Annotated in this window: 21 protein-coding genes; 16 read left to right on the top strand and 5 right to left on the bottom strand. The window is 67.3% G+C overall.

Translation table 11 applies throughout. The features are described from left to right. Entirely contained in the window at nt 1-1,158 is a 1,158-nt protein-coding gene (gene dprA, locus ACXAGF_RS07670) for a DNA-processing protein DprA (protein WP_475015802.1), read from the top strand. On the opposite strand, the gene ACXAGF_RS07665 is transcribed toward dprA, so the two are convergent. Next, on the bottom strand, nt 1,090-1,344 hold the full coding sequence (locus ACXAGF_RS07665) for a hypothetical protein (RefSeq protein ID WP_475015800.1): 255 nt from the start codon (nt 1,342-1,344) through the stop codon (nt 1,090-1,092). The two genes, dprA and ACXAGF_RS07665, sit on opposite strands and share 69 nt — an antisense overlap. A gap of 263 nt (nt 1,345-1,607) precedes the next feature. On the opposite strand from ACXAGF_RS07665, the gene topA reads away from it, so the two are divergent. The 6 genes from topA to rpmG all read left to right on the top strand — a co-directional run bounded on the left by topA (nt 1,608) and on the right by rpmG (nt 9,238). After that, nucleotides 1,608-4,265 carry a type I DNA topoisomerase gene (gene topA, locus ACXAGF_RS07660; protein ID WP_475015797.1) on the top strand — a complete coding sequence of 886 codons (2,658 nt, stop codon included), beginning with the start codon at nt 1,608-1,610 and terminating at the stop codon, nt 4,263-4,265. Beyond that, entirely contained in the window at nt 4,262-6,616 is a 2,355-nt protein-coding gene (gene rnr / locus ACXAGF_RS07655) for a ribonuclease R (RefSeq protein ID WP_475015794.1), read from the top strand. Before topA ends, rnr begins: the two co-directional genes overlap by 4 nt. Nucleotides 6,617-6,650: 34 nt before the next feature. Beyond that, a complete protein-coding gene (locus tag ACXAGF_RS07650; protein ID WP_475015792.1) occupies nt 6,651-7,106 on the top strand; it encodes a DUF983 domain-containing protein in 456 nt (151 codons plus the stop codon). Next, nucleotides 7,103-7,771: an NUDIX hydrolase gene (locus ACXAGF_RS07645; RefSeq protein WP_475015790.1), complete on the top strand. Its 669-nt coding sequence runs from the start codon at nt 7,103-7,105 to the stop codon at nt 7,769-7,771. The genes ACXAGF_RS07650 and ACXAGF_RS07645 overlap by 4 nt, the downstream gene beginning before the upstream one ends. A 12-nt stretch (nt 7,772-7,783) precedes the next feature. Further along, nucleotides 7,784-8,968, top strand: coding sequence for an MFS transporter (locus ACXAGF_RS07640; protein WP_475015788.1), 1,185 nt, complete (start codon nt 7,784-7,786; stop codon nt 8,966-8,968). Between the two features lie 102 nt (nt 8,969-9,070). Then, nucleotides 9,071-9,238 (top strand): 50S ribosomal protein L33, encoded by a 168-nt coding sequence (rpmG, locus tag ACXAGF_RS07635; protein ID WP_475015786.1) that lies wholly within the window; start codon nt 9,071-9,073, stop codon nt 9,236-9,238. Nucleotides 9,239-10,057: 819 nt separating this feature from the next. Here the strand turns inward: rpmG and ACXAGF_RS07630 are convergent. Both ACXAGF_RS07630 and ACXAGF_RS07625 read right to left on the bottom strand, forming a co-directional pair. Continuing rightward, on the bottom strand, nt 10,058-11,425 hold the full coding sequence (locus tag ACXAGF_RS07630) for a PleD family two-component system response regulator (RefSeq protein WP_475015784.1): 1,368 nt from the start codon (nt 11,423-11,425) through the stop codon (nt 10,058-10,060). Between the two features lie 16 nt (nt 11,426-11,441). Next, the gene (locus ACXAGF_RS07625) at nt 11,442-11,813 is read right to left on the bottom strand and encodes a response regulator (RefSeq protein ID WP_108001214.1); all 372 of its coding nucleotides are present in this window, start codon (nt 11,811-11,813) and stop codon (nt 11,442-11,444) included. Between the two features lie 141 nt (nt 11,814-11,954). On the opposite strand from ACXAGF_RS07625, the gene ACXAGF_RS07620 reads away from it, so the two are divergent. From ACXAGF_RS07620 to ACXAGF_RS07605, 4 genes are all read left to right on the top strand, one after another. Next, entirely contained in the window at nt 11,955-12,251 is a 297-nt protein-coding gene (locus ACXAGF_RS07620; RefSeq protein WP_475015782.1) for a DUF3572 domain-containing protein, read from the top strand. Next, a complete protein-coding gene (locus ACXAGF_RS07615) occupies nt 12,251-12,907 on the top strand; it encodes a hypothetical protein (protein ID WP_475015780.1) in 657 nt (218 codons plus the stop codon). The genes ACXAGF_RS07620 and ACXAGF_RS07615 overlap by 1 nt, the downstream gene beginning before the upstream one ends. A gap of 136 nt (nt 12,908-13,043) precedes the next feature. Next, nucleotides 13,044-14,330, top strand: coding sequence for a DNA polymerase IV (locus tag ACXAGF_RS07610; protein WP_475015778.1), 1,287 nt, complete (start codon nt 13,044-13,046; stop codon nt 14,328-14,330). Between the two features lie 113 nt (nt 14,331-14,443). Further along, nucleotides 14,444-15,739 carry a L,D-transpeptidase family protein gene (locus ACXAGF_RS07605; protein WP_475015776.1) on the top strand — a complete coding sequence of 432 codons (1,296 nt, stop codon included), beginning with the start codon at nt 14,444-14,446 and terminating at the stop codon, nt 15,737-15,739. A 2-nt stretch (nt 15,740-15,741) separates the two neighbouring features. On the opposite strand, the gene hutC is transcribed toward ACXAGF_RS07605, so the two are convergent. Both hutC and ACXAGF_RS07595 read right to left on the bottom strand, forming a co-directional pair. Next, nucleotides 15,742-16,491 (bottom strand): histidine utilization repressor, encoded by a 750-nt coding sequence (gene hutC / locus ACXAGF_RS07600; RefSeq protein WP_475015774.1) that lies wholly within the window; start codon nt 16,489-16,491, stop codon nt 15,742-15,744. A gap of 80 nt (nt 16,492-16,571) precedes the next feature. Then, nucleotides 16,572-17,915: a formimidoylglutamate deiminase gene (locus tag ACXAGF_RS07595; protein WP_475015772.1), complete on the bottom strand. Its 1,344-nt coding sequence runs from the start codon at nt 17,913-17,915 to the stop codon at nt 16,572-16,574. A 101-nt stretch (nt 17,916-18,016) separates the two neighbouring features. On the opposite strand from ACXAGF_RS07595, the gene hutI reads away from it, so the two are divergent. From hutI to ACXAGF_RS07570, 5 genes are all read left to right on the top strand, one after another. After that, a complete protein-coding gene (gene hutI / locus ACXAGF_RS07590; protein ID WP_475015771.1) occupies nt 18,017-19,264 on the top strand; it encodes an imidazolonepropionase in 1,248 nt (415 codons plus the stop codon). Nucleotides 19,265-19,305: 41 nt separating this feature from the next. Next, complete coding sequence (gene hutH / locus ACXAGF_RS07585) at nt 19,306-20,841, top strand: histidine ammonia-lyase (RefSeq protein WP_475015770.1); 1,536 nt, start codon at nt 19,306-19,308, stop codon at nt 20,839-20,841. Between the two features lies 1 nt (nt 20,842). Further along, nucleotides 20,843-21,643: an N-formylglutamate deformylase gene (gene hutG / locus ACXAGF_RS07580; RefSeq protein WP_475015768.1), complete on the top strand. Its 801-nt coding sequence runs from the start codon at nt 20,843-20,845 to the stop codon at nt 21,641-21,643. A 16-nt stretch (nt 21,644-21,659) separates the two neighbouring features. Continuing rightward, nucleotides 21,660-23,336: a urocanate hydratase gene (gene hutU / locus ACXAGF_RS07575; RefSeq protein ID WP_475015766.1), complete on the top strand. Its 1,677-nt coding sequence runs from the start codon at nt 21,660-21,662 to the stop codon at nt 23,334-23,336. A gap of 65 nt (nt 23,337-23,401) precedes the next feature. Then, nucleotides 23,402-24,727 carry a YjiH family protein gene (locus ACXAGF_RS07570; RefSeq protein WP_475015764.1) on the top strand — a complete coding sequence of 442 codons (1,326 nt, stop codon included), beginning with the start codon at nt 23,402-23,404 and terminating at the stop codon, nt 24,725-24,727. Nucleotides 24,728-24,877: the final 150 nt, after the last annotated feature.

The raw sequence follows: 24,877 nt of genomic DNA, 5'->3' as shown, positions 1-24,877 counted from the left end.
ATGTCCGATGGCGCAGGCAGGCAGGGAATTGCGCTTTCGGAGAAACAGAGGATCGCCTGGCTACGGCTGATCCGCAGCGACAATGTCGGCCCCGTTACCTTCCGCGACCTGATCAACCATTTCGGCACCGCCGAGACGGCGCTGGAAATGTTGCCGGAGCTTTCGCGTCGCGGCGGCGCGAGCCGGTCCATCCGGGTCGCCAGCACGGCGGACGCCGAGCGGGAACTGGAACGCGCGCACCGCCACGGCGCCAGCTTCGTCGGCATCGGCGAGCCCGACTACCCCGCCCTGCTGCGCAAGATAGACGGCGCGCCGCCGCTGCTGGCGATCAAGGGCAATCCGCGCATTGCGACCGAGATCGCCGTCGGCATCGTCGGCTCGCGCAACGCCTCGATCGTCGGCGCCAAGTTCGCCGCCATGCTGGCCCGGGACCTCGGGGCCGCCGGCTATGCCACCGTCTCCGGCCTTGCCCGCGGTATCGACACGGCGGCGCACCGGGCCAGCCTTGCCACCGGCACGATCGCCGCGATGGCCGGCGGTTTGGACCAGCCCTATCCGCCGGAAAACGTCGAGCTGCTCGACGCCATCACCGCCGGCAATGGGCTGGCCGTGAGCGAGATGCCGTTCGGCTGGGAACCGCGGGCCCGCGACTTCCCGCGCCGCAACCGGCTGATCGCCGGCATCGGGCTCGGGCTCGTGGTGGTCGAGGCCGCCAGTCGATCGGGCTCGCTGATCACCGCCCGCAACGCCGCCGACTTCGGCCGGCTCGTCTTTGCCGTACCGGGCTCGCCGCTCGATCCGCGCGCCCACGGCACCAACGGGCTGCTGAAGGACGGCGCCATCGTCACGACCGGCGCCTCCGACGTGCTGGAGGCGCTGGAGCCGCTGCACGGCCCGGACCGGCATCATCCGATGACCGGCGCGAACGACCCCGGCAGCGTCGGGGAACCCGATCCGCGCGCCCCTTTCCTGCCCCCGAGCGACGGCGATCGCGATCGTATCGTCTCGGCGCTGGGGCCGACGCCGGTCGAGCTCGATGACGTGATCCGCCACACCGGCCTCCCGGCAGCGACGGTCTACCTGGTGCTGCTAGAGCTGGATCTTGCCGGGCGGCTCTGCCGTTATCCCGGCGGACTGGTTGCGTTCGCCCCGGATTGAGAGCGGCCGAAGCCCAGACAGGATGTCGCTGGCCTCGACGAAGGCCATCTCGATGAGGTAACGCAACATCTCCGCGCCCTCGGTGTTGGCCACGGCCCGCAACTCGCCCAGCATCTGCCGGATGTAGGCGACGTTCTCCCGCGTACGTTCGTCCGGAGGATCGGGAATCATGGGTTTGGTATTCATGTCGCGTCCCTGTTCGAATACCGCCGCGGCGGCGCATGACCTCTTTGCGCCTTCTGCACCTGAACCACGATACAACCTTTATTTTAAATTGCAATACAAGCATGCAACTCTCAATGGTTGCATTTGCCGCAAGCCAGTAATTTTGGCCGCGCCTCTTGACCGGAGCGATTTCCCTGTTCATTTCGAGGCAACGACAACGCCGGCGCGCATCGCAGACATAAGGGCTATCCCGCCGGGATCGCCCCCGGCATCAGAGAACGACGATGAATGTTGTAGTGGTTGAATCGCCTGCCAAGGCCAAGACAATCAACAAGTATTTGGGCTCTGGCTACAAGGTGCTGGCCTCGTTCGGCCATGTGCGCGATCTGCCCGCCAAGGACGGCTCGGTGCTGCCAGACCAGGACTTCGAGATGTCGTGGGAAGTCGACAGCGCCTCGGCCAAGCGGATGAAGGACATCGCCGACGCGGTGAAGGCATCCGACGGTCTGATCCTGGCAACCGACCCGGATCGCGAGGGCGAGGCCATTTCCTGGCACGTGCTCGATCTGCTGAAGAGAAAGCGGGTGCTCGGCGACAAGCCGGTCAAGCGCGTCGTCTTCAATGCCATCACCAAGTCTGCCGTGCTCGACGCCATGAAGGCGCCGCGCGACATCGACATCGATCTCGTCGATGCCTATCTCGCCCGGCGCGCGCTCGACTATCTGGTCGGCTTCAACCTCTCGCCGGTGCTGTGGCGCAAGCTGCCCGGCGCCCGCTCCGCCGGCCGCGTCCAGTCGGTGGCGTTGCGCCTTGTCTGCGACCGCGAGTCCGAGATCGAGCGCTTCGTCTCGGAGGAATACTGGAACCTCTCGGCGCTGCTGAAGACACCGCGCGGTGACGAGTTCGAGGCACGCCTCGTCTCGGCCGAGGGCAAGCGCCTGCAGGCAAAATCGATCGGCAATGCCGAGGAGGCCAGCCGCCTCAAGGACCTGCTCGAGGCCGCCAGCTACCGCGTCGCGAGCGTCGAGGCCAAGCCGACCCGGCGCAACCCCGCACCACCCTTCACCACCTCGACACTACAGCAGGCCGCCTCCTCCAAGCTCGGCTTCTCGGCCTCGCGCACCATGCAGGTCGCGCAGCGCCTCTACGAGGGCATCGACATCGGCGGTGAGACGGTCGGCCTCATCACCTACATGCGTACCGACGGCGTGCAGATGGCGCCGGAGGCGATCGACGCCGCCCGTCGGGCGATCGGCAGCCAGTTCGGCGAACGCTACCTGCCGGAAAAGGCTCGCTTCTATTCCACCAAGGCGAAGAACGCCCAGGAAGCGCACGAGGCGATCCGTCCCACCGACTTCAACCGCGTGCCCGATCAGGTCCGCCGCGCGCTCGACCCGGACCAGGCAAGGCTCTACGACCTGATCTGGAAGCGCGCCATCGCCAGCCAGATGGCCTCGGCCGAGATCGAGCGGACCACCGTCGAGATCGAAGCCAACGCCGGCGGCAAGCAGGCCGGCCTGCGCGCCACCGGGTCGGTGATCCGCTTCGACGGCTTCATCGCCGCCTACACCGACCAGAAGGAGGACGGCGAGCAGAGCGACGACGGCGACGAGGACGGCCGCCTGCCGGAGATCAACGCGAACGAAAACCTCGCCAGGCAGAAGATCAACGCCAGCCAGCACTTCACCGAGCCGCCGCCGCGCTACTCGGAGGCGTCGCTGATCAAGAAGATGGAAGAACTCGGCATCGGCCGTCCCTCCACCTATGCCGCAACACTGAAGACGCTCGGCGATCGCGAGTACATCACCATCGACAAGCGCAAGCTGATCCCGGAGGCAAAGGGCAGGCTCGTCACTGCCTTCCTCGAGAGTTTCTTCACCCGCTACGTCGAGTACGACTTCACCGCTGCGCTCGAAGAAAAGCTCGACCAGATCTCGGCCGGCGAACTGAAATGGAAGGACGTGCTGCGCGACTTCTGGCGCGACTTCACCGCCCAGATCGACGAGACCAAGGAGCTGCGCGTCACCAACGTTCTCGACGCGCTGAACGAAATCCTGGCGCCGCTCGTCTTTCCCAAGCGCGAGGACGGCAGCGACCCGCGCACCTGCCAGGTCTGCGGCACCGGTAAGCTGTCGCTGAAGCTCGGCCGCTACGGCGCCTTTGTCGGCTGCTCCAACTACCCGGACTGCAACTTCACCCGCCAGCTCTCCTCGGAGGCCAACGGCGACGCGGAAGCGGCCGCTTCGAACGAACCGCAGAGCCTCGGCAAGGACCCGCATACCGGCGAGGAGATCACGCTGCGCTCGGGGCGTTTCGGGCCCTATGTCCAGCGCGGCGACGGCAAGGAAGCCAAACGCGCGAGCCTGCCGAAGGGCTGGACGCCGGCAAGCATCGACCATGAAAAGGCGATGGCGCTCCTGTCGCTGCCGCGCGACATCGGCCAGCACCCGGAGACCGGCAAGATGATCTCCACCGGCATCGGCCGCTACGGGCCGTTCGTCCTGCACGACGGCACCTATGCCAACCTCGAGAGCGTCGAGGACGTCTTCTCGATCGGCCTCAACCGCGCCGTCTCGGTGCTCGCCGACAAGCAGACCAAGGGCGGTGGCCGCGCTCGCGGCACCCCGGCCGCGCTGAAGGCCCTCGGCGATCATCCCGATGGCGGCCCCATCACCGTCCGCGACGGACGCTACGGGCCCTATGTCAACTGGGGCAAGGTCAACGCCACGCTGCCGAAGGGCAAGGATGCGGCGTCGGTGACGCTGGAGGAGGCGCTCGCACTGATCGCCGACAAGGCCGGCAAGGCCGGCGCGGCGAAGGGCAAGTCTAAGGCGGCCGCGACCAAGACGGCGGCGGAGAAAAAGGCCAAGGCGCCAGCGAAGTCGACCAAGACCACCAAGGCCGCCGGCGCAAAGGCCAAGACGAAGAAGGCAAGCGAATGACGCATGACCCGCGCGACCGGCCGAAAACAGGCAAACGATCGGGCCGCGCGGGCCGCGACTTGCCTCCCGGCGCCGAAATCCCGCTGATCCACGGGGAAATCCCGCCGCGCGAGGTCCTGCTGCGCTTCATCGCCGACCACCCGGACAAGGCGTCCAAGCGCGAGATCTCCAAGGAATTCGGCCTGAAGGGCGAAAAGCGCGTCGAACTGAAGAAGCTGTTGAAGAGCTTCGAGGAAGAGGGCCTGCTGGAGAAGCGGCGCAAGTCGCTGGTGCGCCCCGGCGCGCTCCCGCCCGTCGCCGTGCTCGACATCACCACGCGCGACGTCACCGGCGAACTGATCGGACGCCCGGCCGAGTGGCTGGACGACGCCGGCGTGGCGCCGGCGGTGGCGATCCGCCAGTCGACGGTCGGCAAGGCCCCCGGCAAGGTGCCCGTGGCCGGCCTCGGCGACCGCGTGCTGGCAAAGATCTTTCCGGCCAAGGAGCGCGGCGGCCCGGCCTATACCGCCCGCATCATCAAGGTGCTCGACAAGCGCAAGAATGCCGGAATGGGCGTCTTCCGGCCGATGCCGGACGGCGGCGGCCGGATCATGCCGATCGACCGGCGCGGCGAGGAACTCGCCGTCGACAGCGACTTCACCGCCGGCGCCCGGGACGGCGACCTGGTGGAGATCGACGTCGTCCGGATCGGCCGCTACGGCCTGCCGCGCGCGCAGATCAAGTCCGTCATCGGCTCGGTCGCCTCGGAGAAGGCGATCTCGATGATCGCGATCCACGCCCACGGCATCCCGCACAGCTTCCCCGACACGGTGCTGAAGGAGGCAGCGGCCGCCGGCGCCGCCTCGATGGCGCACCGCGAAGACTGGCGCCAGCTGCCGCTCGTCACGATCGATCCCGCCGACGCCAAGGACCATGACGATGCGGTCTATGCCGAGGCCGACACCGCACCGGAGAACCCCGGCGGCGTGATCGTCACGGTGGCGATCGCGGATGTGAGCTACTACGTCCGGCCTGGCTCGGCGCTCGACCGCGAGGCGCTGAAGCGCGGCAACTCCGTCTACTTCCCCGACCGGGTCGTGCCGATGCTGCCGGAGCGGATTTCCAACGACCTGTGCTCGCTGAAGGAGGGCGTCGACCGTCCGGCCCTGGCCGTGCGCATGGTGTTTTCCAAGGAAGGCCGCAAGGCCGGGCACACCTTCCATCGCATCATGATGAAGAGTGCGGCCAAGCTCTCCTACCAGCAGGCGCAGGCGGCGATCGACGGCGCCCCCGACGACAAGACCGGACCGATCCTCGAGACGATCCTCAAGCCGCTCTGGAACGCCTACCGGATCCTCACGGTCGGCCGCAACCGGCGCCAGCCGCTCGAGCTCGACATGCCCGAGCGCAAGATCCTGCTGAAGGAGGACGGCACGGTCGACCGGGTGGTCGTGCCGCCGCGGCTCGACGCGCACAAGCTCATCGAGGAAATGATGATCCAGGCCAATGTGGCCGCGGCGGAGACATTGGAAAAGCGCGACCAGGCGCTGATCTACCGGGTGCATGACGCCCCGTCCCTGGCCAAGCAGGAGACCCTGCGCGAGTTTTTGGCGACGCTGGACATCGCGCTCGCCAAGGGCGGCAACATGCGCGCGAACCATTTCAACGGCATCCTGAGCAAGGCCGAGGACAAGCCCTACCAGCAAATGGTCAGCGAGATGGTCCTGCGCTCCCAGAGCCAGGCGATCTACAGCCCGGAAAACATCGGCCATTTCGGCCTCAACCTGATGAAATACGCCCACTTCACCTCGCCGATCCGCCGCTATGCCGACCTGATCGTGCACCGCGCGCTGGTGGCGTCGCTGAAGCTCGGCGACGGCGGGATCACGCCGGACGAGGAAGCGGCGCTGGACGATATCGCCGCGGAGATCTCGACCTTCGAGCGTCGCGCCATGGCCGCCGAGCGGGACACGGTCGACCGGCTGATCGCGCACCACCTCGCCGGGCGTATCGGCGAGGAGTTCGACGGCCGGGTTTCCGGCGTCACCAAGGCGGGACTATTTGTCACCCTGCCGGCCTATGGCGCCGACGGCTTCGTGCCTGTATCTACGCTCGGGCGCGACTACTACATTTTCGACGAGGCCCACCAGGCGCTGTCCGGCGAGAAGACCGGCCTTGGCTATCGTCTGGGCGACGAGGTGCTCGTAAGGCTCGCAGAGGCCGTGCCGCTGGCCGGGGCCTTGCGCTTCGAAATGCTGAGCGAGGGACGGAAGATGCCCACGGGCGTCCGCTCGTTCCACAAGTCAGGACGGCGCGACCGCGCCGGCGCTCGGCGGCAGCCGGGAACGCGCCCGCCGCGCGGCAGGCGCTAGGGCCGGACCGAACACCGACGGCAAGGACGAGGACATGCAGGCCACCTTTCGACAGAGCGCAGACGTTCCAACCGAACCCGGCGACAGGCGCAGGGTCGGCGCCGCCATCCGGCGCGGCTTTCTGAACCGGTGCCCGAGTTGCGGCGAGGGCCGGCTGTTCACCGGCTTTCTCAAGCCGGTCGGCGCCTGCCCGGCTTGCGGGGCGGAAATGCACCACCACCGCGCCGACGACCTGCCGCCCTATCTGGTCATCACCGTCATCGGACACGTCGTGCTCGCCGGTTACATGATGACCGACCTCGTCCTCGACATCGGCACCTGGGCGCACCTTGCGATCTGGGCGCCGGTGACACTGTTCGGCGCGCTCGGACTGATGCAGCCGGCCAAGGGCGGCGTCATCGGCCTGCAGTGGGCGCTGCGGATGCACGGCTTTGGTGGCGAGGCCGAGGCGCCGGCTGACACATTGCCTCGGCGCGACCCCGCCGCATGAGCAGGGCCGCGCTGTTGCGGCCGGTGGACGCCGCCGCCGTCGTTCTGATCGACCGCTCCCGGGGAGGCTATCGCGCGCTCGTGGGCAAGCGCAGCAGCAGGCACGTGTTCATGCCCGATGTCTACGTTTTTCCCGGCGGTCGGCGCGACCGCAGCGACTCCCGCGTCCCGATCAGCGCGCCCCTCAACCCGGCCGCGGCCGATCGGTTGCTGTCGCGCACGCCGGTGCGGACCGGCCACGCGACGTTGCGCGGACTGGGCGTCGCCGCGCTGCGCGAACTGCACGAGGAGGCAGGGCTGACCGTCGGCCCCGAGGACACCGCCACACCTGGCGGGCTGCCCTTCCGTCCGGACCTTTCCGCGTTGCGGTTCTTCGCCCGCGCCGTCACCCCGCCAGGCGAACCGCGTCGCTTCGATGCGCGCTTCTTTGCCCTCTTCACCGATGATGCCGACATCGACCCGACGGCCACGCGCGACAGCCACGAATTGTCCGACCTCCGATGGATCGATATCTTTGGTCATCCGGACGTCGAGATGCCCATGATATCCGTCACAGTGCTCGAAGAATTGCGGAAGTGCCTACAGGAGGACCCCTCGCTACCGTTCGGGACGCGCGCGGCCTTCTTCCAGACCCGTCACGGGCGGTTCGTCCGCGACACGCTTTAGGATTCCCTGCGCATGTCACATCCTGAGCCCTGCCGCCCTCCGTCGGTGGACAGCATTCACTGGCGCTCGCTGATCGCCGCCATCGCCGCGATCTCGGCGGTGGGTATCGCACTCGGCCTCGGCCTGCCACTGCTCAGCATGATCATGGAAAAGCGCGGCATCCCGTCAACCCTGATCGGCCTCAACTCCGCGATGGCGGGTGTCGCCTCCATGCTCGCCGCGCCCTTCACCACGCGGCTTGCCCACCGGTTCGGAACCGCCACGGTCATGGTCTCGGCGATCGTGCTGGCCGCCGCCAGTTCGCTCGGCTTCCACTACCTGCAGAACTTCTGGCTGTGGTTTCCCTTGCGACTCGTGTTTCACGGCGCGATCACCATGATCTTCATCCTGTCGGAGTTCTGGATCAACGCCGCCGCCCCGCCGCGCCGGCGCGGCCTCGTGCTCGGCATCTACGCAACCGTGCTCGCACTCGGGTTTGCCGCCGGTCCGCTGCTGTTCTCGCTGCTCGGCAGCGAAGGCCCACGCCCCTTCGCCGTAGGCGCCGGCGTGATCCTGCTGGCCGCCGTGCCGATCCTGTTCGCCCGCCGCGAAAGCCCGTCGATCGACGAGAAGCCGGAGCTGCACTTCATGCGCTACATCCTTCTCGTGCCGACCGCGACGGCCGCGGTGTTCGTGTTCGGCGCGGTCTCGGTCGGCGGCCTGTCGCTGTTTCCGATCTTCGCCACCCGCTCCGGCTTCACCGAGACCCATGCGGCGCTGCTGCTGACCACGATGGGAATCGGCAACGTCGTCTTCCAGATCCCGCTCGGCATGCTGTCCGACCACCTGCAGGACCGGCGCCGGCTGTTGTCGATCATGGCCCTGATCGGCATGGTCGGAGCGGCGGCGCTCCCGCTTCTGTCGCACAACTGGCTGCTGCTCGCGACCGTGCTGCTGTTCTGGGGGGGCTGCGTGTCCGGCCTCTACACCGTCGGACTCAGCCATCTCGGCTCGCGCCTGCACGGGGCGGACCTCGCCGCCGCCAACGCCGCCTTCATCTTCTGCTATGCGGTCGGCACGGTCGCCGGCCCGCAGGTGATCGGCGCGGCCATGGATGTGGCCGGCACCGACGGATTCGCCTGGTCCATCGTGTTCTTTTTCGGCCTCTATGTCGCCCTTACTCTCGCGCGCATCGCGTTCCGACCGAAACGGGCTTGACTTTTCGGGCGCGATTTGTAGTTTCGCGCCACATTTGGAATCCCCACGCCGTGGAACCGGACTGGTCGTCCACGGCTTCGTTTTTGTAAAGGCAGGACGACCATGGCCAAGGCTACCACCATCAAGATCAAGCTGCTGTCGACGGCCGACACCGGCTACTTCTACGTGACGACGAAGAACAGCCGCACGATGACCGAAAAGATGACCAAGACCAAGTACGACCCGGTCGCACGCAAGCACGTCGAGTTCAAGGAAACCAAGATCAAGTAATCTTTGTTTCGCACGGCCGTTTCGAAGGGCGTGTCGCGAGAGCGGCGCGCCTTTTTCGTTGCCTCGCCAGCGGAAGGGCCGCCACACACCGGGTGGGATTCGATGAGTCTCGGGGGAAAACCACAACGCCGCCTCCTTTCGGGGGCGGCGTCGAATGGGGGCCGGCTGGGGATGACCACGGCACGAGGATTCCGCTTATGTCGTCACCAGCCGGCCGACCCCACGACCCAGGAGATGCGGCGGACCTAGCATCATGGGGTAACCGGTACGGAGCTTTTCAGCCCGTTCTTGATAAGAGGATTGCGCGAAATTAAAAAAAAATCAACGAAATCTTCGGCCTCCCGGCGGCGGGCCGGCAGCTATAGTTAATCCGATTGCCTTCACCACAGGGAACTCAGGCGGATAAAACGTTATTTGTCACAACAAAATTCACCGGCGAATTCAACAACCCCCAGATGCATTCCACCGGCATTGAAAATCCTGACGCTAGGTGACCCCCATTCACGTTGCGGCTCGAAGAGCTTGAATACATTAGCAAACGCGAACAGTAATATGAATTGCAAAAATTTGCCTATACATCTCTTTTCTCGGAGACCGGCACAACACAAGGGTTAGCCGGTTCCGCGGCGGCAAGGCCCGCGGCCGAATTTGACCGGTGATCAGTTTTACCGAAAAGACAAGAGCGAAACCTGTGGATAACGCACGGGACGGCACCACTGTGTCGCCACCGCCACGGTCCCGGTGCGGCACCGACGGGGCACACCGCGCCGCTGCTGCCGGTCGAGCCCGCCGGTCAGGTCGCAGGATTGACGGACTGCGCTACGCGGCCGCGGCGACGACGCGGTTGCGGCCGGTGCGCTTGGCTTCGTAGAGTGCGGAATCGGCGCGCTTCATCAGGGCCTCGGGACCATCGCCATGCGGTAGCAGCGTGGCGATACCGATGGAGGCCGTGACCTGTAAGGCGGCGCTTACGCCCTGGATCCGGAACGGCTCCTGTTCGATGGTCAGCCGCAGCCGTTCGGCGACGGCAGCGGCGGTCTCTGCCGGCGTATCGGGCATGACGAGCACGAATTCCTCGCCGCCGTAGCGGCAGGCCAGGTCGGCCCCGCGCACGGCGGTGCGCAGGCGGCTCGCGAACTCGCGCAGGACCGCGTCTCCAACGTCATGACCGTAGGTGTCGTTGATCAGCTTGAACCGGTCGATGTCGGTGATGCAGACGGACATCTGGCGGCCGCGGGCCGTGGCCCGGTCGATCAGGATCTTGAGATGTCCGTCAAGGTAGCGGCGATTGTGCAGGCCGGTCAGGCCGTCGGTCACTGCCAGCTCGATCGACTGCGTGACGCTGGCGCGCAGGCGGTCGTGGTAACGCTTGCGGCGGATCTGCGTCAGGCTGCGCGCCAGAAGCTCGTTCGGTTCCACCGGACGCATCAGGTAGTCCGTCACGCCGAGGTCGAGCGCGCGCACCACCATCTGGTCGTTGCCCTGTTCGGCAATCAGGAGGATCGGCAGGTAGCGCGTCCGCTCCAGGGACCGCAATTGCGAGCACAGGCGCAAGGGGTCGCAATCGTCGAAGTTGGAATTGACGATGACCAGTTCGAATCCGCCCTCGGCCGCCTCGAACAGCGCCGCCTGCGGATCGGACATGCAGGTCACGTCGGCGATCAGCTTCAAGGCGCGGACGATGCGCTCCTGCGAGCTCGCGCGGCCGTCGACCAGCAGCACCGCCCCCGGCTCAAGACCGAGGGTGCCGGCCTGCTCCGGCTCCATGCCGAGCGCCTCGGCGGTGGCCGCGCGTACGCGCAACTCGTCGGTCAGCGTCTTCAGGCGCACCAAGCTCTTCACCCGCGACATCAATTGCAGGTCGTTGACCGGCTTGGTGAGAAAATCGTCGGCCCCGGCCTTCAGGCCCCGGACCCGGTCCGAGGGCTGGTCGAGCGCGGTCACCATCACCACGGGGATATGCGCCGTGCGCGGATTGTCCTTGAGCCGCTCGCACACCTCGAAGCCGTCGATCCCCGGCATCATCACGTCGAGGAGGATGAGATCGACCTGGGTGCCCTCGCAGATCGCCAGCGCGTCGTGACCGTTCATGGCGGTCAGGACGTCGAAATATTCCGCCAGAAGCCGAGCCTCCAGCAGCTTGACGTTGGCGGGAATGTCGTCAACGACGAGAATGCGCGCTGTCATCCGTCCCGCCCCCGCCTCACGCGTCGCCCAGATAGGTCTTGATCGTCTCGATGAACTTCGGCACCGATATCGGCTTCGATACGTAAGCCTCGCAGCCGCCCTGCCGGATGCGCTCCTCGTCGCCCTTCATGGCAAAGGCGGTGACGGCAATGACCGGAATGACGTGCAGTTCGTCGTCCTCCTTCAGCCACTTCGTCACCTCGAGGCCGGAAACCTCGGGCAGCTGGATGTCCATGAGGATGAGATCGGGGCGGTAACGGCGTGCGAGGTCAAGCGCCTCCATGCCGTTCCGCGTCTGGATCGTCGTGTAGCCGGATGCCTCGATGAGGTCCCGGAAGAGCTTCATGTTGAGCTCGTTGTCCTCGACTATCATCACCTGCTTCGGCATTACACTTCCCTGCCCCTCACTCCAGCCTTGCAACGCCCCAAGAGAGATATAAGTTGCGGCAATGCCGAATTCACCCAGCATGATGGCTGCGATGCTAGCGGCATTAGGTTGACTAAAAGGTAACAATTTCTGGAAATTGCCATGCAACGCCAAAAAGATACGCCGGCATCGGACGCGGAAACCACGGCGATCGCCGTGCTCAGCTGGCTTGCGGGCGAACCCGAACTGCTGTCCCGTTTTCTGGCACTTACCGGCGTCGACCCGTCCGAACTGCGCGCGGCGGCGACAAATCGCGGCTTCCTCGCCGGCCTGATCGACTTCCTCATGGGCCACGAGCCGACGCTGGTGGCGTTCTGCGAGGCAAGCAGCACAAAACCCGAAGAGGTTGTGCGCGCCCACGCCGTACTCAGCGGCGGCGCACCCGGCGGCGGCTGGTGATGGCGGCCGGACCGGCCGCGGCGCAGCGCATCCGGCTGGCCGACCGTCCGCTCGTCGTGTGCGACATCGACGAGGTCGTCCTCGAATACCTTTCGCCCTTCGGCGCCTTCCTGCGCTCGCGTGGTCACGACCTCCTGCCCCGCTCCTTCCGGCTGCACGGCAACATCGTCGAGACCGCGACCGGCGCCACCGCGCTCGATGCGGTGGTCGACGCACTGCAGGAGGATTTCTACGCCGCGCAGGAGGAGTGGCAGACGCCAGCGGCCCTTGCGGTCGAGACGCTCGCCGCGCTTGGCCGCGACGCAGACGTGGTGTTCCTGACCGCCATGCCGCCGCGGCACGCGCACGTGCGCAGGCGCCTGCTCGACCGCCTCGGGCTGACCTATCCGATGATCGCGACGGAGTCGGCGAAGGGCCCGGTGGTGCACGCGCTGCACCGCGCCAGGCCGCTGCCGCTGGCCTTTGTCGACGACATCCACCACAATCATCGCTCGGTCCAGGCGAACGTGCCGGAGGCCATGCTCGTCCAGCTCATGGCCAACGAGGTCTTTCGGGCGATGGCGCCCGATCCGGGCCAGGCGATACGGCGGGCGAAGGACTGGCGCGACGCCGAACGCCTGATCCGGGCCCATTTCGGATGTCCGGCGCGGTTCTGACGCGCCGTCGCAATGTCTGTCGTGCCGCGGTGCCGGCGCGGCGGCGTGGGCCGGTTCCATGCCTACCCCTTCTGCTGGGTCTTGAGACTCGCGAGCTTAGAAGCTAATCTGCCGATGTTCAATATTTGTTCCCATCATGCAGCACGACGAGACGCGCCATCCGGGATTTTGCCGCGATTGCCTTGCCGGGCAGCCGCCGGCCCAGCGCCGCTGCCGGCAATGCGGCAGCCCGCGCCTGCTCTACCATGACGAGCTCTACGGCCTGACGCTGGCGCATATCGACTGCGACGCGTTCTACGCCTCGATCGAAAAACGCGACAATCCGGAGCTTGCCGACAAGCCGGTCATCATCGGCGGCGGCAAGCGCGGCGTCGTCTCCACCGCCTGCTACGTCGCGCGCATCCACGGGGTGCGCTCGGCGATGCCGATGTTCAAGGCGCTGGAGGCCTGCCCGCAGGCCGTCGTGATCAAGCCGGACATGGAAAAGTATGTCCGCGTCGGGCGCGAGGTGCGCACGCTGATGCAGGACCTGACGCCGCTGGTCCAGCCGCTCTCGATCGACGAGGCCTTTCTCGAACTGAAGGGTACCGAGCGGCTGCACCACGACCCGCCGGCCCGGGTGCTGGCCCGCTTCGTCCAGCGGGTGGAACGTGAGATCGGCATCACGGTGTCGGTCGGCCTGTCCTACTGCAAGTTCCTGGCCAAGGTCGCCTCCGACCTGCAGAAGCCGCGCGGCTTCTCCGTCATCGGCCGGGCGGAAGCACTCGAGTTCCTGAGGTCGAAATCGGTCCGGCTGATCTGGGGCGTCGGCAAGGCCTTCGCCGAGACGCTGGAGCGCGACGGCATCCGCGAGATCGGCCAATTGCAGACGATCGAGGAGAGCGAGCTGATGCGCCGCTACGGCCTCATGGGCAAGCGCCTATTCCACCTGTCGCGCGGCCAGGACGATCGCGAGGTCCACCTGAACGACGCAGCCAAGAGCGTATCGTCCGAGACGACCTTCTTCGATGACATCGCCGCCTACGACGACCTGGTCACCCACCTGCGGCGGCTGAGCGAGCAGGTGGCGGCGCGGCTGCGCAAGGCCGGCATCGCCGGGCACACCGTCGTGCTGAAGCTGAAGTCCGCCGACTTCAGGAGCCGGACGCGCAACCGCAAGCTGGAGGACCCGACCATGCTCGCCGACCGGATCTTCCGCATCGGCATGGACCTTTTGAAGAAAGAGGCGGACGGCACCAAGTTCCGCCTGATCGGCATCGGCGTCACCGACCTCTGCGACCCCCAGCGCGCCGATCCGCCCGATCTCGTCGACCCCCTCGCCGGCCGCCGCGCGGCGGCGGAGGCCGCGATCAACGAACTGCGCGACAAGTTCGGCAAGAAGAGCGTGGAGACCGGCTACACCTTCGGCAAGGACCGGCGGTAACGATACGCCGCGGTTTTGCTTGCGCCGCCGCGACGATGAGCGATCATATAGGCTTCCTTAAAGGTGAGGCGCTAGCCTCGGCAGACCCCCAGTATCGCGTAAGGACGGGACACATGCTTTTGCGCCTCGCCACCGGGATCGGACTGCTCGCCCTGACGGCCACCACCGCGCTTGCCGGCGCGACCGAAGGGCCGCTGCAGGTCATCGTCTCGCGGGACCAGCAGACGTTGAAGGTCTATGACGGCGAGGCGATGGTGGCGAGCAGCCGCATCTCCAGCGGCATGGGCGGCTACACGACGCCGACCGGCATCTTCTCGATCCTGGAGAAGAAGCCGATGCACCATTCCAACATCTATGACGAGGCGCCGATGCCGTTCATGCAGCGGCTGACCTGGTCCGGCATCGCGCTGCACGCCTCCGACCACGTGCCGGACTATCCCGCCTCGCACGGCTGCGTGCGCATGCCGCCTAAGTTCGCCAGGCTGCTCTTCCGGATGACCCGCATGGGCGGCCATGTCGTGATCACAGGCCGCGAGGTCGAGCCGCGGGCGATCCGCCACCCGGCCCTGTTCGATCCGGAAAGCCCGCTGACCGACACGGCGCTGCTGTCGGATGCGCTGCTGCGCCCGGCCCTGCTGGAGACGGCCACCGACGCCGCCGCGGTCGTCACGAGCGATCCGGCGCCCGCCGAGACGTTCGAGCGAAATCCGCCGGACGATCCGGTCCGCATCCTCGTCACCCGCCGCACGGAGAGCGACACGCTCCGGGACGTGCAGGACCTGCTGAACGGCCTCGGTTTCGATGCCGGCGAGCCGGACGGCAAGCACGGGTCGCTGACGATCGCCGCCATCAGCGCCTTCCAGACCGCCGAGGGCCTGCGTGTCGACGGCACGTTCACAGCGATGCTTGCCGAGGCGGTGTTCCGCAAGGCGGGCCGCGACCTGCCGCCGAACGGCAAGCTGTTCGTGCGCAGCAATTTCGCGCCGATCCTCGAAGGAAACGTCACCATCGTCGAACCGCAGCTCGAGCTCGGCACCCATTTCCTCGTCGCCCGCGACGTCAGCGGCAAGCATGTCGACTGGCTGGGCGTGACCATGGACAACGACCTGCCCTACGCAGTGCGCAGCCGCCTCGGCATCAAGGACCCCGGCATCGTCGAGGTGACGACCGCGCAGGATCCGATCGCCGCAGCGCTCGACCGCATCGTCATCCCTCACGACCTGCGCCGGCAGGTTGCCGAACTGGTCGGCGTCGGCGCCTCGATCACGATCGCCGACGGCGGCTACGAGCTGGAAACGGGAAAAGGAACCGACTTCATCACACTGACCAACGCCAACGGCTTCCGCTCGCCCTTCGCCCCTTCGACAAAGCTGCGCAAGAAGGAATCCTCGGTACTGACGATCCCGTGAGTTCAGCTCTTGGGGTGGGTTGGCGCGAATTCCGCCACCAGTTCATGGCTCTCGCCCGGATAGGTCAGCCGCACATGGGTGATGTAGGCGCCGCCGCTCCAGGTGCGGCGCTCGATTACGAGGCAGGCGGAAGCGGGCGCAATCCGCAGGGTCTCGGCGACGCGCGGCTCGGCGCCCACCGCACGGATACGGTGTTCGGCGGCGCTCCAGGGCACCTGGCCGAGCAGCCACTGGCCGGGGGCTGAAGTGCTGAAAGGCTCGCTGGCCGCCTCCGGCACCGAGGCCAGGTTGATCAGGCGCTCCTCCAGGCAGAACGGCCGCGCGCCGGCGTGATGCACGGCGACGAGGTCGAGCAGCCGCGCGCCCGGGGCCAGGTCGAGCAGCTTGCGCTCCGCCGGCTTGGGCGCCCGTTCCGCGCGCGACAGGCGCTCATAGCGATAGGGCAGCCCGAGGCCGCGCACCTCGGCCTCGATGTCGTGAATCTCGAGCACGGCGGATTGCGCCTGCGGCTGGGTGACGAAGCTGCCCGACTTGCGCCGCCGCTCGATCAGGCCGCGCTTCACCAGTTCGGTGATCGCCTTGTTCACCGTCATGCGCGAGCAGCCGTACTGCTCGGTCAGTTCGTGCTCGAAGGGAATGCGGTATCCCGGCGGCCAATCCCCGGACAGGATCCTGCCCTCGACGTCCTCGAGAATGCGCTGGTGCAGCGACGGCTCCTTCGGAGCGACGGCGGGGTCTGTGATCTCATCCATGCCGGAGACGACTCGCCCCCCTTTGTTCGTTGAACCGACGTACACGCTACGAAAGGCCGGTCGGCCGATCAACTCCGCGGCTAGGCGACGAGCGCACGCATCGCCTCGGCGAAGGCCCTCGCGACCTGTTCCCGCCCGACATGGCGGCCAGCGGCGACGAGCTTGCGGCCATGCACCCAGACGCCGTCGACGCAGGCGCCATTGGCGAAGATCCAGGCATCCAGCAGCGCGTCGCCCGCGAGCGGCAGCTCGTGCCGCGGCCGAAGGCTGACGAAGTCCGCGGGCTTGCCGACCGCAAGGCCGCCCTCGACCCCGAGCGCCGCCGCGCCTCCGAGCACCGCGCCGTCGAACAGCGAACGCCCGGTCGAGCCGCCGGGCTGCGCCAGCACGTTGCGCGCGCGGTGCAGCAGACGCTGCGAATATTCGAGTTGCCGCAACTCGTCGCCCAGCCCGATCAGCACATTCGAATCCGAGCCGACGCCAAAGCGCCCGCCCTCGCCGACGAAGGCCGCAGCCGGAAACGTGCCATCGCCGAGATTGGCCTCGGTGACCGGGCAGAGGCCGGCGATCGCCCCGGCCGCCGCCATGGCGCGGGTTTCCTCCTCGGTCATGTGGGTGGCGTGGATCAGGCACCAGCGGCCGTCGACCGGCGCGTGCCCGAGCAGCCACTCGACCGGACGCCGGCCGGACCAGGCGCGGCAGTCCTCAACCTCCTTCACCTGTTCGGCGATGTGGATGTGGACCGGCGCCGTCCCGGCCAACCGCACCACCTCCGACAGCTCCTCCGGCGTCACGGCGCGCAGGCTGTGCGGCGCGACGCCGGTCACGCCCTGCGCCAGGTCCCCGGTCAGTTCGCGGCAGCGGGCCAGCAGGCGACCGTAGCCGTCGAGATCGTTGATGAAGCGGCGCTGCCCCTCGCCCGGCGCGCCACCGCCGAAGCCGGAATGGGCGTAGAACACCGGAAGCAGCGTCAGACCGATTCCGGTCGTGGACGACGCCGCGGCGATTCGCGCAGCCATCTCGCCGATGTCGGCATATGGCCGGCCGTCGCGGTCGTGATGCAGGTAGTGGAACTCGCCGACACGGGTGAACCCGGCCTCCAGCATCTCGACATACAGCTGGGCGGCAACGGCTTCCACCTGATCGGGCGTCATCGTCAGGGCGAACCGGTACATGACCTCGCGCCAGCTCCAGAAGCTGTCGCTGCCGGGGCCGCGCATCTCCGCCAGCCCCGCCATGCCGCGCTGGAAGGCGTGGCTGTGCAGGTTGGCCATGCCCGGCACGATCGCGCCGTGGCGCTCCTCCGCTCCGGCCGCGTCGGCCTCCTTCTCGACCGCCGCTATGCGCCCGCCATCGTGCGTGATGCGTACGTTCTGGGCCCAGCCTTCCGGCAGCAGAGCATTCTTCGCGAAAACGACGGCCAAAGCACCCTCCTCGATCCATTCGGTTTGAAAGATCGCAAAACGATCTTGCATGACTTTCATTATGTATATACATTATCAGCAACAGAGGGAAGAGTGAAACGATGTCCGAGGCACTATCCGAGACAAAAAACATCGGGCCGGATGAGACGGCGCGGGTCTGGCGCAATGCGCGGCTGGCGACCTTCGACCCGGCTCTCGAGGGCATGGGTATCGTCGAGCGCGGCGCCATCGCCGTCCGCGACGGTCGCATTGCCTATGCCGGCCCGGAGGCCGGCCTGCCCGCCCCGTTCCGGGAACTGGCGACGGTCGACTGCGAGGGCCGCTGGATCACCCCGGGTCTGATCGATTGCCATACCCATCTGGTCCACGCCGGCAACCGCGCCAACGAGTTCGAGATGCGCCTGGAGGGCGCTTCCTACGAGCAGATCGCGCGCGCCGGCGGCGGCATCGTCTCCTCGGTCACGGCGCTGCGCGGGGCAAGCGAGGACGAACTGCTTGCGCAAAGCCTGCCCCGGCTCGACGCGCTGCTTGCCGAGGGCGTCACCACGGTCGAGATCAAGTCCGGTTATGGCCTTGACCGCGACAACGAGATCAAGACGCTGCGCGCGGCGCGGCGGCTCGGGGAGGTGCGCGACGTGACCGTGCGCACGACCTTCCTCGGCGCCCACGCGCTGCCGCCCGAAATGCGGGGTGACAAGACCGCCTATATCGAAAAGGTCATCACCGACATGCTGCCGGCCGTCGCAGCGTCGGGGCTTGCCGACGCCGTCGACGGCTTCTGCGAGGGCATCGCCTTCTCGCCGGCGGAGATCGCAAAGGTCTTCGATGCGGCCCGCGCGCTGGGCCTGCCGGTCAAGCTCCATGCCGACCAGCTCTCCGATCTCGGTGGCGCCGCACTGGCCGCCTCGTATGGCGCGCTTTCGGCCGACCACCTGGAATACACCGATGCCGCCGGCGCCGCCGCCATGGCCAAGGCCGGCACGGTCGCCGTGATCCTGCCCGGCGCGTTCTACTTCATCCGCGAGACGAAGAAGCCGCCGGTCGCGCTGTTCCGCGAGCATGGCGTCAGCATGGCTGTCGCCACCGACAGCAACCCCGGCACCTCGCCGCTGACCTCACTGCTGTTGACGATGAACATGGCAGCCACGCTGTTCGGCATGACGGTGGAGGAATGCCTGGCAGGCACCACCCGCGAGGCCGCCCGCGCGCTCGGTCTGGTCGATGAGGTGGGGACGCTCGAAACCGGCAAGTGGGCCGACTTCGTCCTGTGGGACATCGGCCGGCCCGCGGAGCTCGTCTATCGCATGGGCTTCAATCCGCTCCACCGGCGCGTCCGCCGCGGCCGGTAACGGGAATCGGCGGCCTTTGGGCCGCATTGGGAGACATCCAAATGACCATCATCCTGCATCCGGGCGCGGTGCCGCTCAAGGACCTCGAGACCATCTACTGGACCGGCGAGCCGGCCCGCCTCGATCCCGCCTTCGATGCCGGCATCGCCAAGGCGGCGGCGCGTATCGCCGAGATCGCCGCCGGCAATGCCCCGGTCTACGGCATCAACACCGGTTTCGGCAAACTCGCCTCGATCAAGATCGACGCCGCCGACGTTGCCACCCTGCAGCGCAACTTGATCCTGTCGCACTGCTGCGGCGTCGGCGCGCCTCTGCCGGAAAACGTCGTGCGGCTGGTGATGGCGCTGAAGCTCGTCTCGCTCGGCCGCGGCGCCTCGGGCGTGCGGCTCGAGCTCGTGCGGCTGATCGAGGGCATGCTGGAAAAGGGAGTCATCCCGGTGATCCCGGAAAAGGGCTCGGTCGGCGCTTCCGGCGACCTCGCACCGCTCGCCCACATGGCGGCGGTGATGATGGGCCACGGCGAGGCCTTCTTCGGGGCCGAACGGATGAGCGGCGCCCGCGCCCTTGACCTCGCCGGCCTGAAACCGGTCACGCTCGCCGCCAAGGAAGGGCTGGCGCTGATCAACGGCACCCAGACCTCGACGGCGCTGGCGCTGGCCGGCCTGTTCCGCGCCCACCGCGCCGCCCAGGCCGCGCTGATCACCGGCGCGCTTTCGACGGATGCGGCGATGGGTTCGTCGGCACCGTTCCACCCCGACATCCACACGCTGCGCGGCCACAAGGGCCAGATCGACACGGCCGCGGCGCTGCGCAGCCTGCTCGACGGCTCGGTCATCCGCCAGAGCCATATCGAGGGCGACGAGCGCGTCCAGGACCCCTATTGCATCCGCTGTCAGCCGCAGGTCGACGGCGCCTGCCTCGACCTGCTGCGCCAGGTCGCCCGCAGCCTCGAGATCGAGGCCAATGCGGTCACCGACAATCCGCTGGTGCTGTCCGACAACTCGGTCGTCTCCGGCGGCAACTTCCACGCCGAACCGGTGGCCTTTGCCGCCGACCAGATTGCCTTGGCGGTCTGCGAGATCGGCGCCATCGCCCAGCGCCGCATCGCGCTGCTCGTCGATCCCGCGCTGTCCTACGGCCTGCCGGCCTTCCTCGCCAAGAAGCCGGGGCTGAATTCCGGCCTGATGATCGCCGAGGTCACCTCGGCCGCGCTGATGAGCGAGAACAAGCAGCTGTCGCATCCGGCTTCGGTCGACTCGACGCCAACCTCCGCCAACCAGGAAGACCATGTCTCGATGGCCTGCCATGGCGCCCGCCGGCTGTTGCAGATGACCGACAACCTGTTTGCGATCATCGGCATCGAGGCCCTGACCGCGGCCCAGGGCGTCGAACTGCGCGCGCCGTTGACGACCAGCCCCGAGCTCGCCAAGGCGATCGCCGCCATCCGCGCCGTCTCGCCCACCATCGAGGAGGACCGCTACATGGCCGACGACCTGAAGGCGGCCGGCGACCTCATCGCCTTGGGTGGCCTCAACGCCGCCGTTTCCGCCGGCCTCCTGCCGGTCCTGGAGGGTTGAGATGACGGTGTTCGACCTCAAGCGCGGCAGCTCGCCGGTCATCCTCGGCTTGCCGCATACCGGCACCGACGTTCCGGCCGATATTTGGACTCGGCTCAACGACAACGGCCGCATCCTCGCCGACACCGACTGGCACATCCATGAACTCTATGACGGGCTCCTGGAGAACGCCACGACAGTGCGTGCCACCTTCCACCGCTACGTCATCGACGCCAACCGCGACCCGGGCGGCGTCAGCCTCTATCCCGGCCAGAACACCACCGGCCTCGTGCCCGAGACCGATTTCGACGGCACGCCGATCTGGAAGGACGGGCAAGCGCCGACCGAAGACGACATCGCCGTGCGGCTGCGGGATTTCCACGCCCCCTACCATGCCGCGCTCGCCGCCGAGATCGCGCGGGTGAAGGAAATCCATGGCGTCGCCGTGCTCTACGATTGCCACTCGATCCGCTCGCACATCCCCTTCCTGTTCGAGGGCAAGCTGCCGGACTTCAACATCGGCACCGACAGCGGCAAGACCTGCGATGCGGCGATCGAGTCCGTCACGGCCGAGGTCGCCGGCAAGGCGGAAGGCTACACCAGCATCCTGAACGGCCGCTTCAAGGGCGGCTGGACCACACGTCACTACGGACGGCCGGAAACAGGCGCCCATGCCATCCAGATGGAGCTGGCGCAATCCACCCACCTCGCCACCGAGGCCCCGCCCTTCGCCTACGACAAAGGCAAGGCGGACCGGCTGCGCACCCATCTGAAAACCATCCTCGAGCGCATCGAAGCCGTCGCGCTCGGCCTGAAACACTGACCGGGAGAGAACCGCAATGACCACCAATCCCCGCCACAACATCCGCGACGTTCGCGCGCCGCAGGGCACCGAGCTCAACGCCAAGAGCTGGATGACCGAAGCGCCGCTGCGGATGCTGATGAACAACCTCGACCCGAACGTCGCGGAAAACCCGCACGAACTGGTCGTCTATGGCGGCATCGGTCGCGCCGCCCGCACCTGGGCCGATTTCGACAAGATCGTCGCGACGCTCAAGGATCTGAACGAGGACGAGACCCTGCTGGTCCAGTCCGGCAAGCCGGTCGGCGTGTTCCGCACCCACAAGGACGCGCCGCGCGTGCTGATCGCCAACTCCAACCTGGTGCCGCACTGGGCGACCTGGGACCACTTCAACGAGCTCGACAAGAAGGGCCTGGCCATGTACGGCCAGATGACCGCCGGCTCGTGGATCTACATCGGCACGCAAGGGATCGTCCAGGGCACCTACGAAACCTTCGTCGAGGCCGGCCGCCAGCACTATGGCGACAACCTCAAGGGCAAGTGGGTGCTGACCGGCGGCCTCGGCGGCATGGGCGGCGCCCAGCCGCTCGCCGCCGTCATGGCCGGCGCGTCGTGCCTTGCGGTCGAGTGCAACCCGGACTCGATCGATTTCCGCCTGCGCACCCGCTATCTCGACGAAAAGGCCGAGACGCTGGACGAGGCGATGGAGATGATCGCCCGCTGGACGAAGAACGGCGAGGCGAAGTCGGTCGGCCTGCTCGGCAACTGCGCCGAGATCCTGCCGGAAATGGTCCGCCGCGGCATCCGTCCCGACATGGTCACCGACCAGACCTCGGCCCACGACCCGGTCAACGGCTACCTGCCGAAGGGCTGGACGATGGGTCAGTGGAAAGAGAAGCGCGTCTCCGACCCGAAGGCGGTCGAAAAGGCCGCCCGCGCCTCGATGCGCGAGCATGTCGAGGCGATGATCGCCTTCCAGGACATGGGCGTGCCGACCTTCGACTACGGCAACAACATCCGCCAGGTCGCCAAGGAAGAAGGCCTGGAAAACGCCTTCGCCTTCCCGGGCTTCGTACCGGCCTATATCCGCCCGCTGTTCTGCCGCGGCATCGGCCCGTTCCGCTGGGCGGCGCTCTCCGGCGATCCGGAAGACATCTACAAGACCGACGCCAAGGTCAAGGAACTGCTGCCCGACAATAAGCACCTGCACAACTGGCTGGACATGGCGCGCGAGCGCATTTCCTTCCAGGGCCTGCCGGCGCGCATCTGCTGGGTCGGCCTCGGTGACCGCCACCGCCTCGGCCTCGCCTTCAACGAGATGGTCAGGAACGGCGAGTTGAAGGCCCCGGTCGTCATCGGCCGCGACCACCTCGATTCCGGCTCGGTCGCCTCGCCGAACCGCGAGACCGAAGCGATGAAGGACGGATCGGACGCCGTGTCGGACTGGCCGCTCTTGAACGCCCTGCTCAACACCGCCTCCGGCGCCACCTGGGTGTCGCTGCACCACGGCGGCGGCGTCGGCATGGGCTTCTCGCAGCATTCGGGCGTCGTCATCTGCGCCGACGGCACCGACGATGCCGCTGCCCGCCTCTCGCGCGTGCTGTGGAACGATCCGGCGACCGGCGTCATGCGTCACGCCGATGCCGGCTACGACATCGCCCTCGACTGCGCCCGCGACAAGGGCCTGCGCCTGCCCGGCATCCTCGGCAACTAAGCATGAACCAGGGGCGGCATGGCGGGCCGCCCCTTTTCATATCCATCTTTGGGAGGAGGAACCCCATGACAGACATCACCACCCGGGCCGCCGGCTCGCGCGCCGGCGCCGGCCTGAAGCTCGTCTTCTTCAGCCTGATCGGCATCGTCCTGTTCTTCGTGCCGGTCACCATCGCCGGCAAGTCGACCATCCTGCTCGACCACGCCGCCAGCGCCATCGCCACCCAGTTGCGCCCGCTCGCCGTGACCTTCGTCTGCGCGCTGATCGCCTATGGCGCGATCGCACCCTTCGTGCGCGGCACCTGGAAGAAGAACGTCACGGAGATGGTTTTCTCGGTTCTGCGCGTGCTCGGCCTCGCGCTCGCCGGAATGTACCTCGCCGGCGTCGGGCCTGAGGTGCTGTTCGCGCCCGACATGCTGCCCTTCCTGTTCGACAAGCTGGTGCTCTCCGTCGGCCTGATCGTGCCGATCGGCGCGCTGGCGCTCGCCTTTTTGATCGGCTACGGCCTACTGGAATTCACCGGCGTGCTGGTGCAGCCCGTGATGCGGCCGATCTGGCGCACGCCGGGCTGGTCGGCGATCGACGCCGTCGCCTCCTTCGTCGGTTCCTATTCGCTGGCGCTGCTGATCACCGACCGCGTCTTCAAGGAAGGCAAGTACACGGTGCGCGAGGCGGCGATCATCGCCACCGGTTTTTCCACCGTCTCGGCCACCTTCATGATCATCGTCGCCAAGACGCTCGGGCTGATGGACAGCTGGAACCTCTATTTCTGGTCGACGCTTGCCGTCACCTTCGCGGTTTCCGCCATCACCGCCCGTGTCTGGCCGATCGCCGGCATGGACCATCCCGCCGACCGCGACCAGCCGCTGCCGGATGGCAAAGGCCGCATCGGCACCGCGATCGATACCGGCCTCGAACAGGCGAGCATCGCCAGGAACCTGCCGGCGATGCTGCGCGACAGCTTCCTCGACGGCCTGCGCATGGCCTCGCTGATCCTGCCGAGCATCATGGCCGTCGGCCTACTCGGCCTGCTTGCCGCCAAGTACACACCGATCTTCGACGTGCTCGGGCTGTCACTCTATCCCTTTACCTGGATCGCCCAGCTCGGCGAGCCGATGCTTGCCGCCAAGTCGCTGGCCTCCGGCCTTGCGGAGATGTTCCTCCCGGCCATCCTGCTCAAGGAGGCGGACATCTCGCTGAGGTTCGTCGCGGCGATCGTCTCGGTCAGCCAGGTGCTGTTCCTGTCGGCCTCGATCCCCTGCGTGCTCGCCACCTCGATCCCGCTGTCGTTCAAGGACCTGATCGTCATCTGGTACGTCCGCACCGGACTCAGCATCCTGCTGGCCGCGCCGGTCGCGTGGATCGCGATCAGCCTCGGCTGGCTCGGCTGACGGGCCGCCTGCGCCCCGGCCCGCACCGTCGCATGCGCAACGGCTGGCGGCGGGGTCGCGGCCATCAGCTCCACCAGTCAACCGACAGCATGGTTACCCCGGCGCGCGGCGTTGGGGTATACTGCCCCCGCAACCGCAAACAGACGGGAA

Source organism: Mycoplana sp. ABR4_002 (assembly GCF_056159645.1).
Note: the sequence above shows the minus strand (reverse complement) of the source record. Positions and strands in the feature narration are given on the sequence as shown.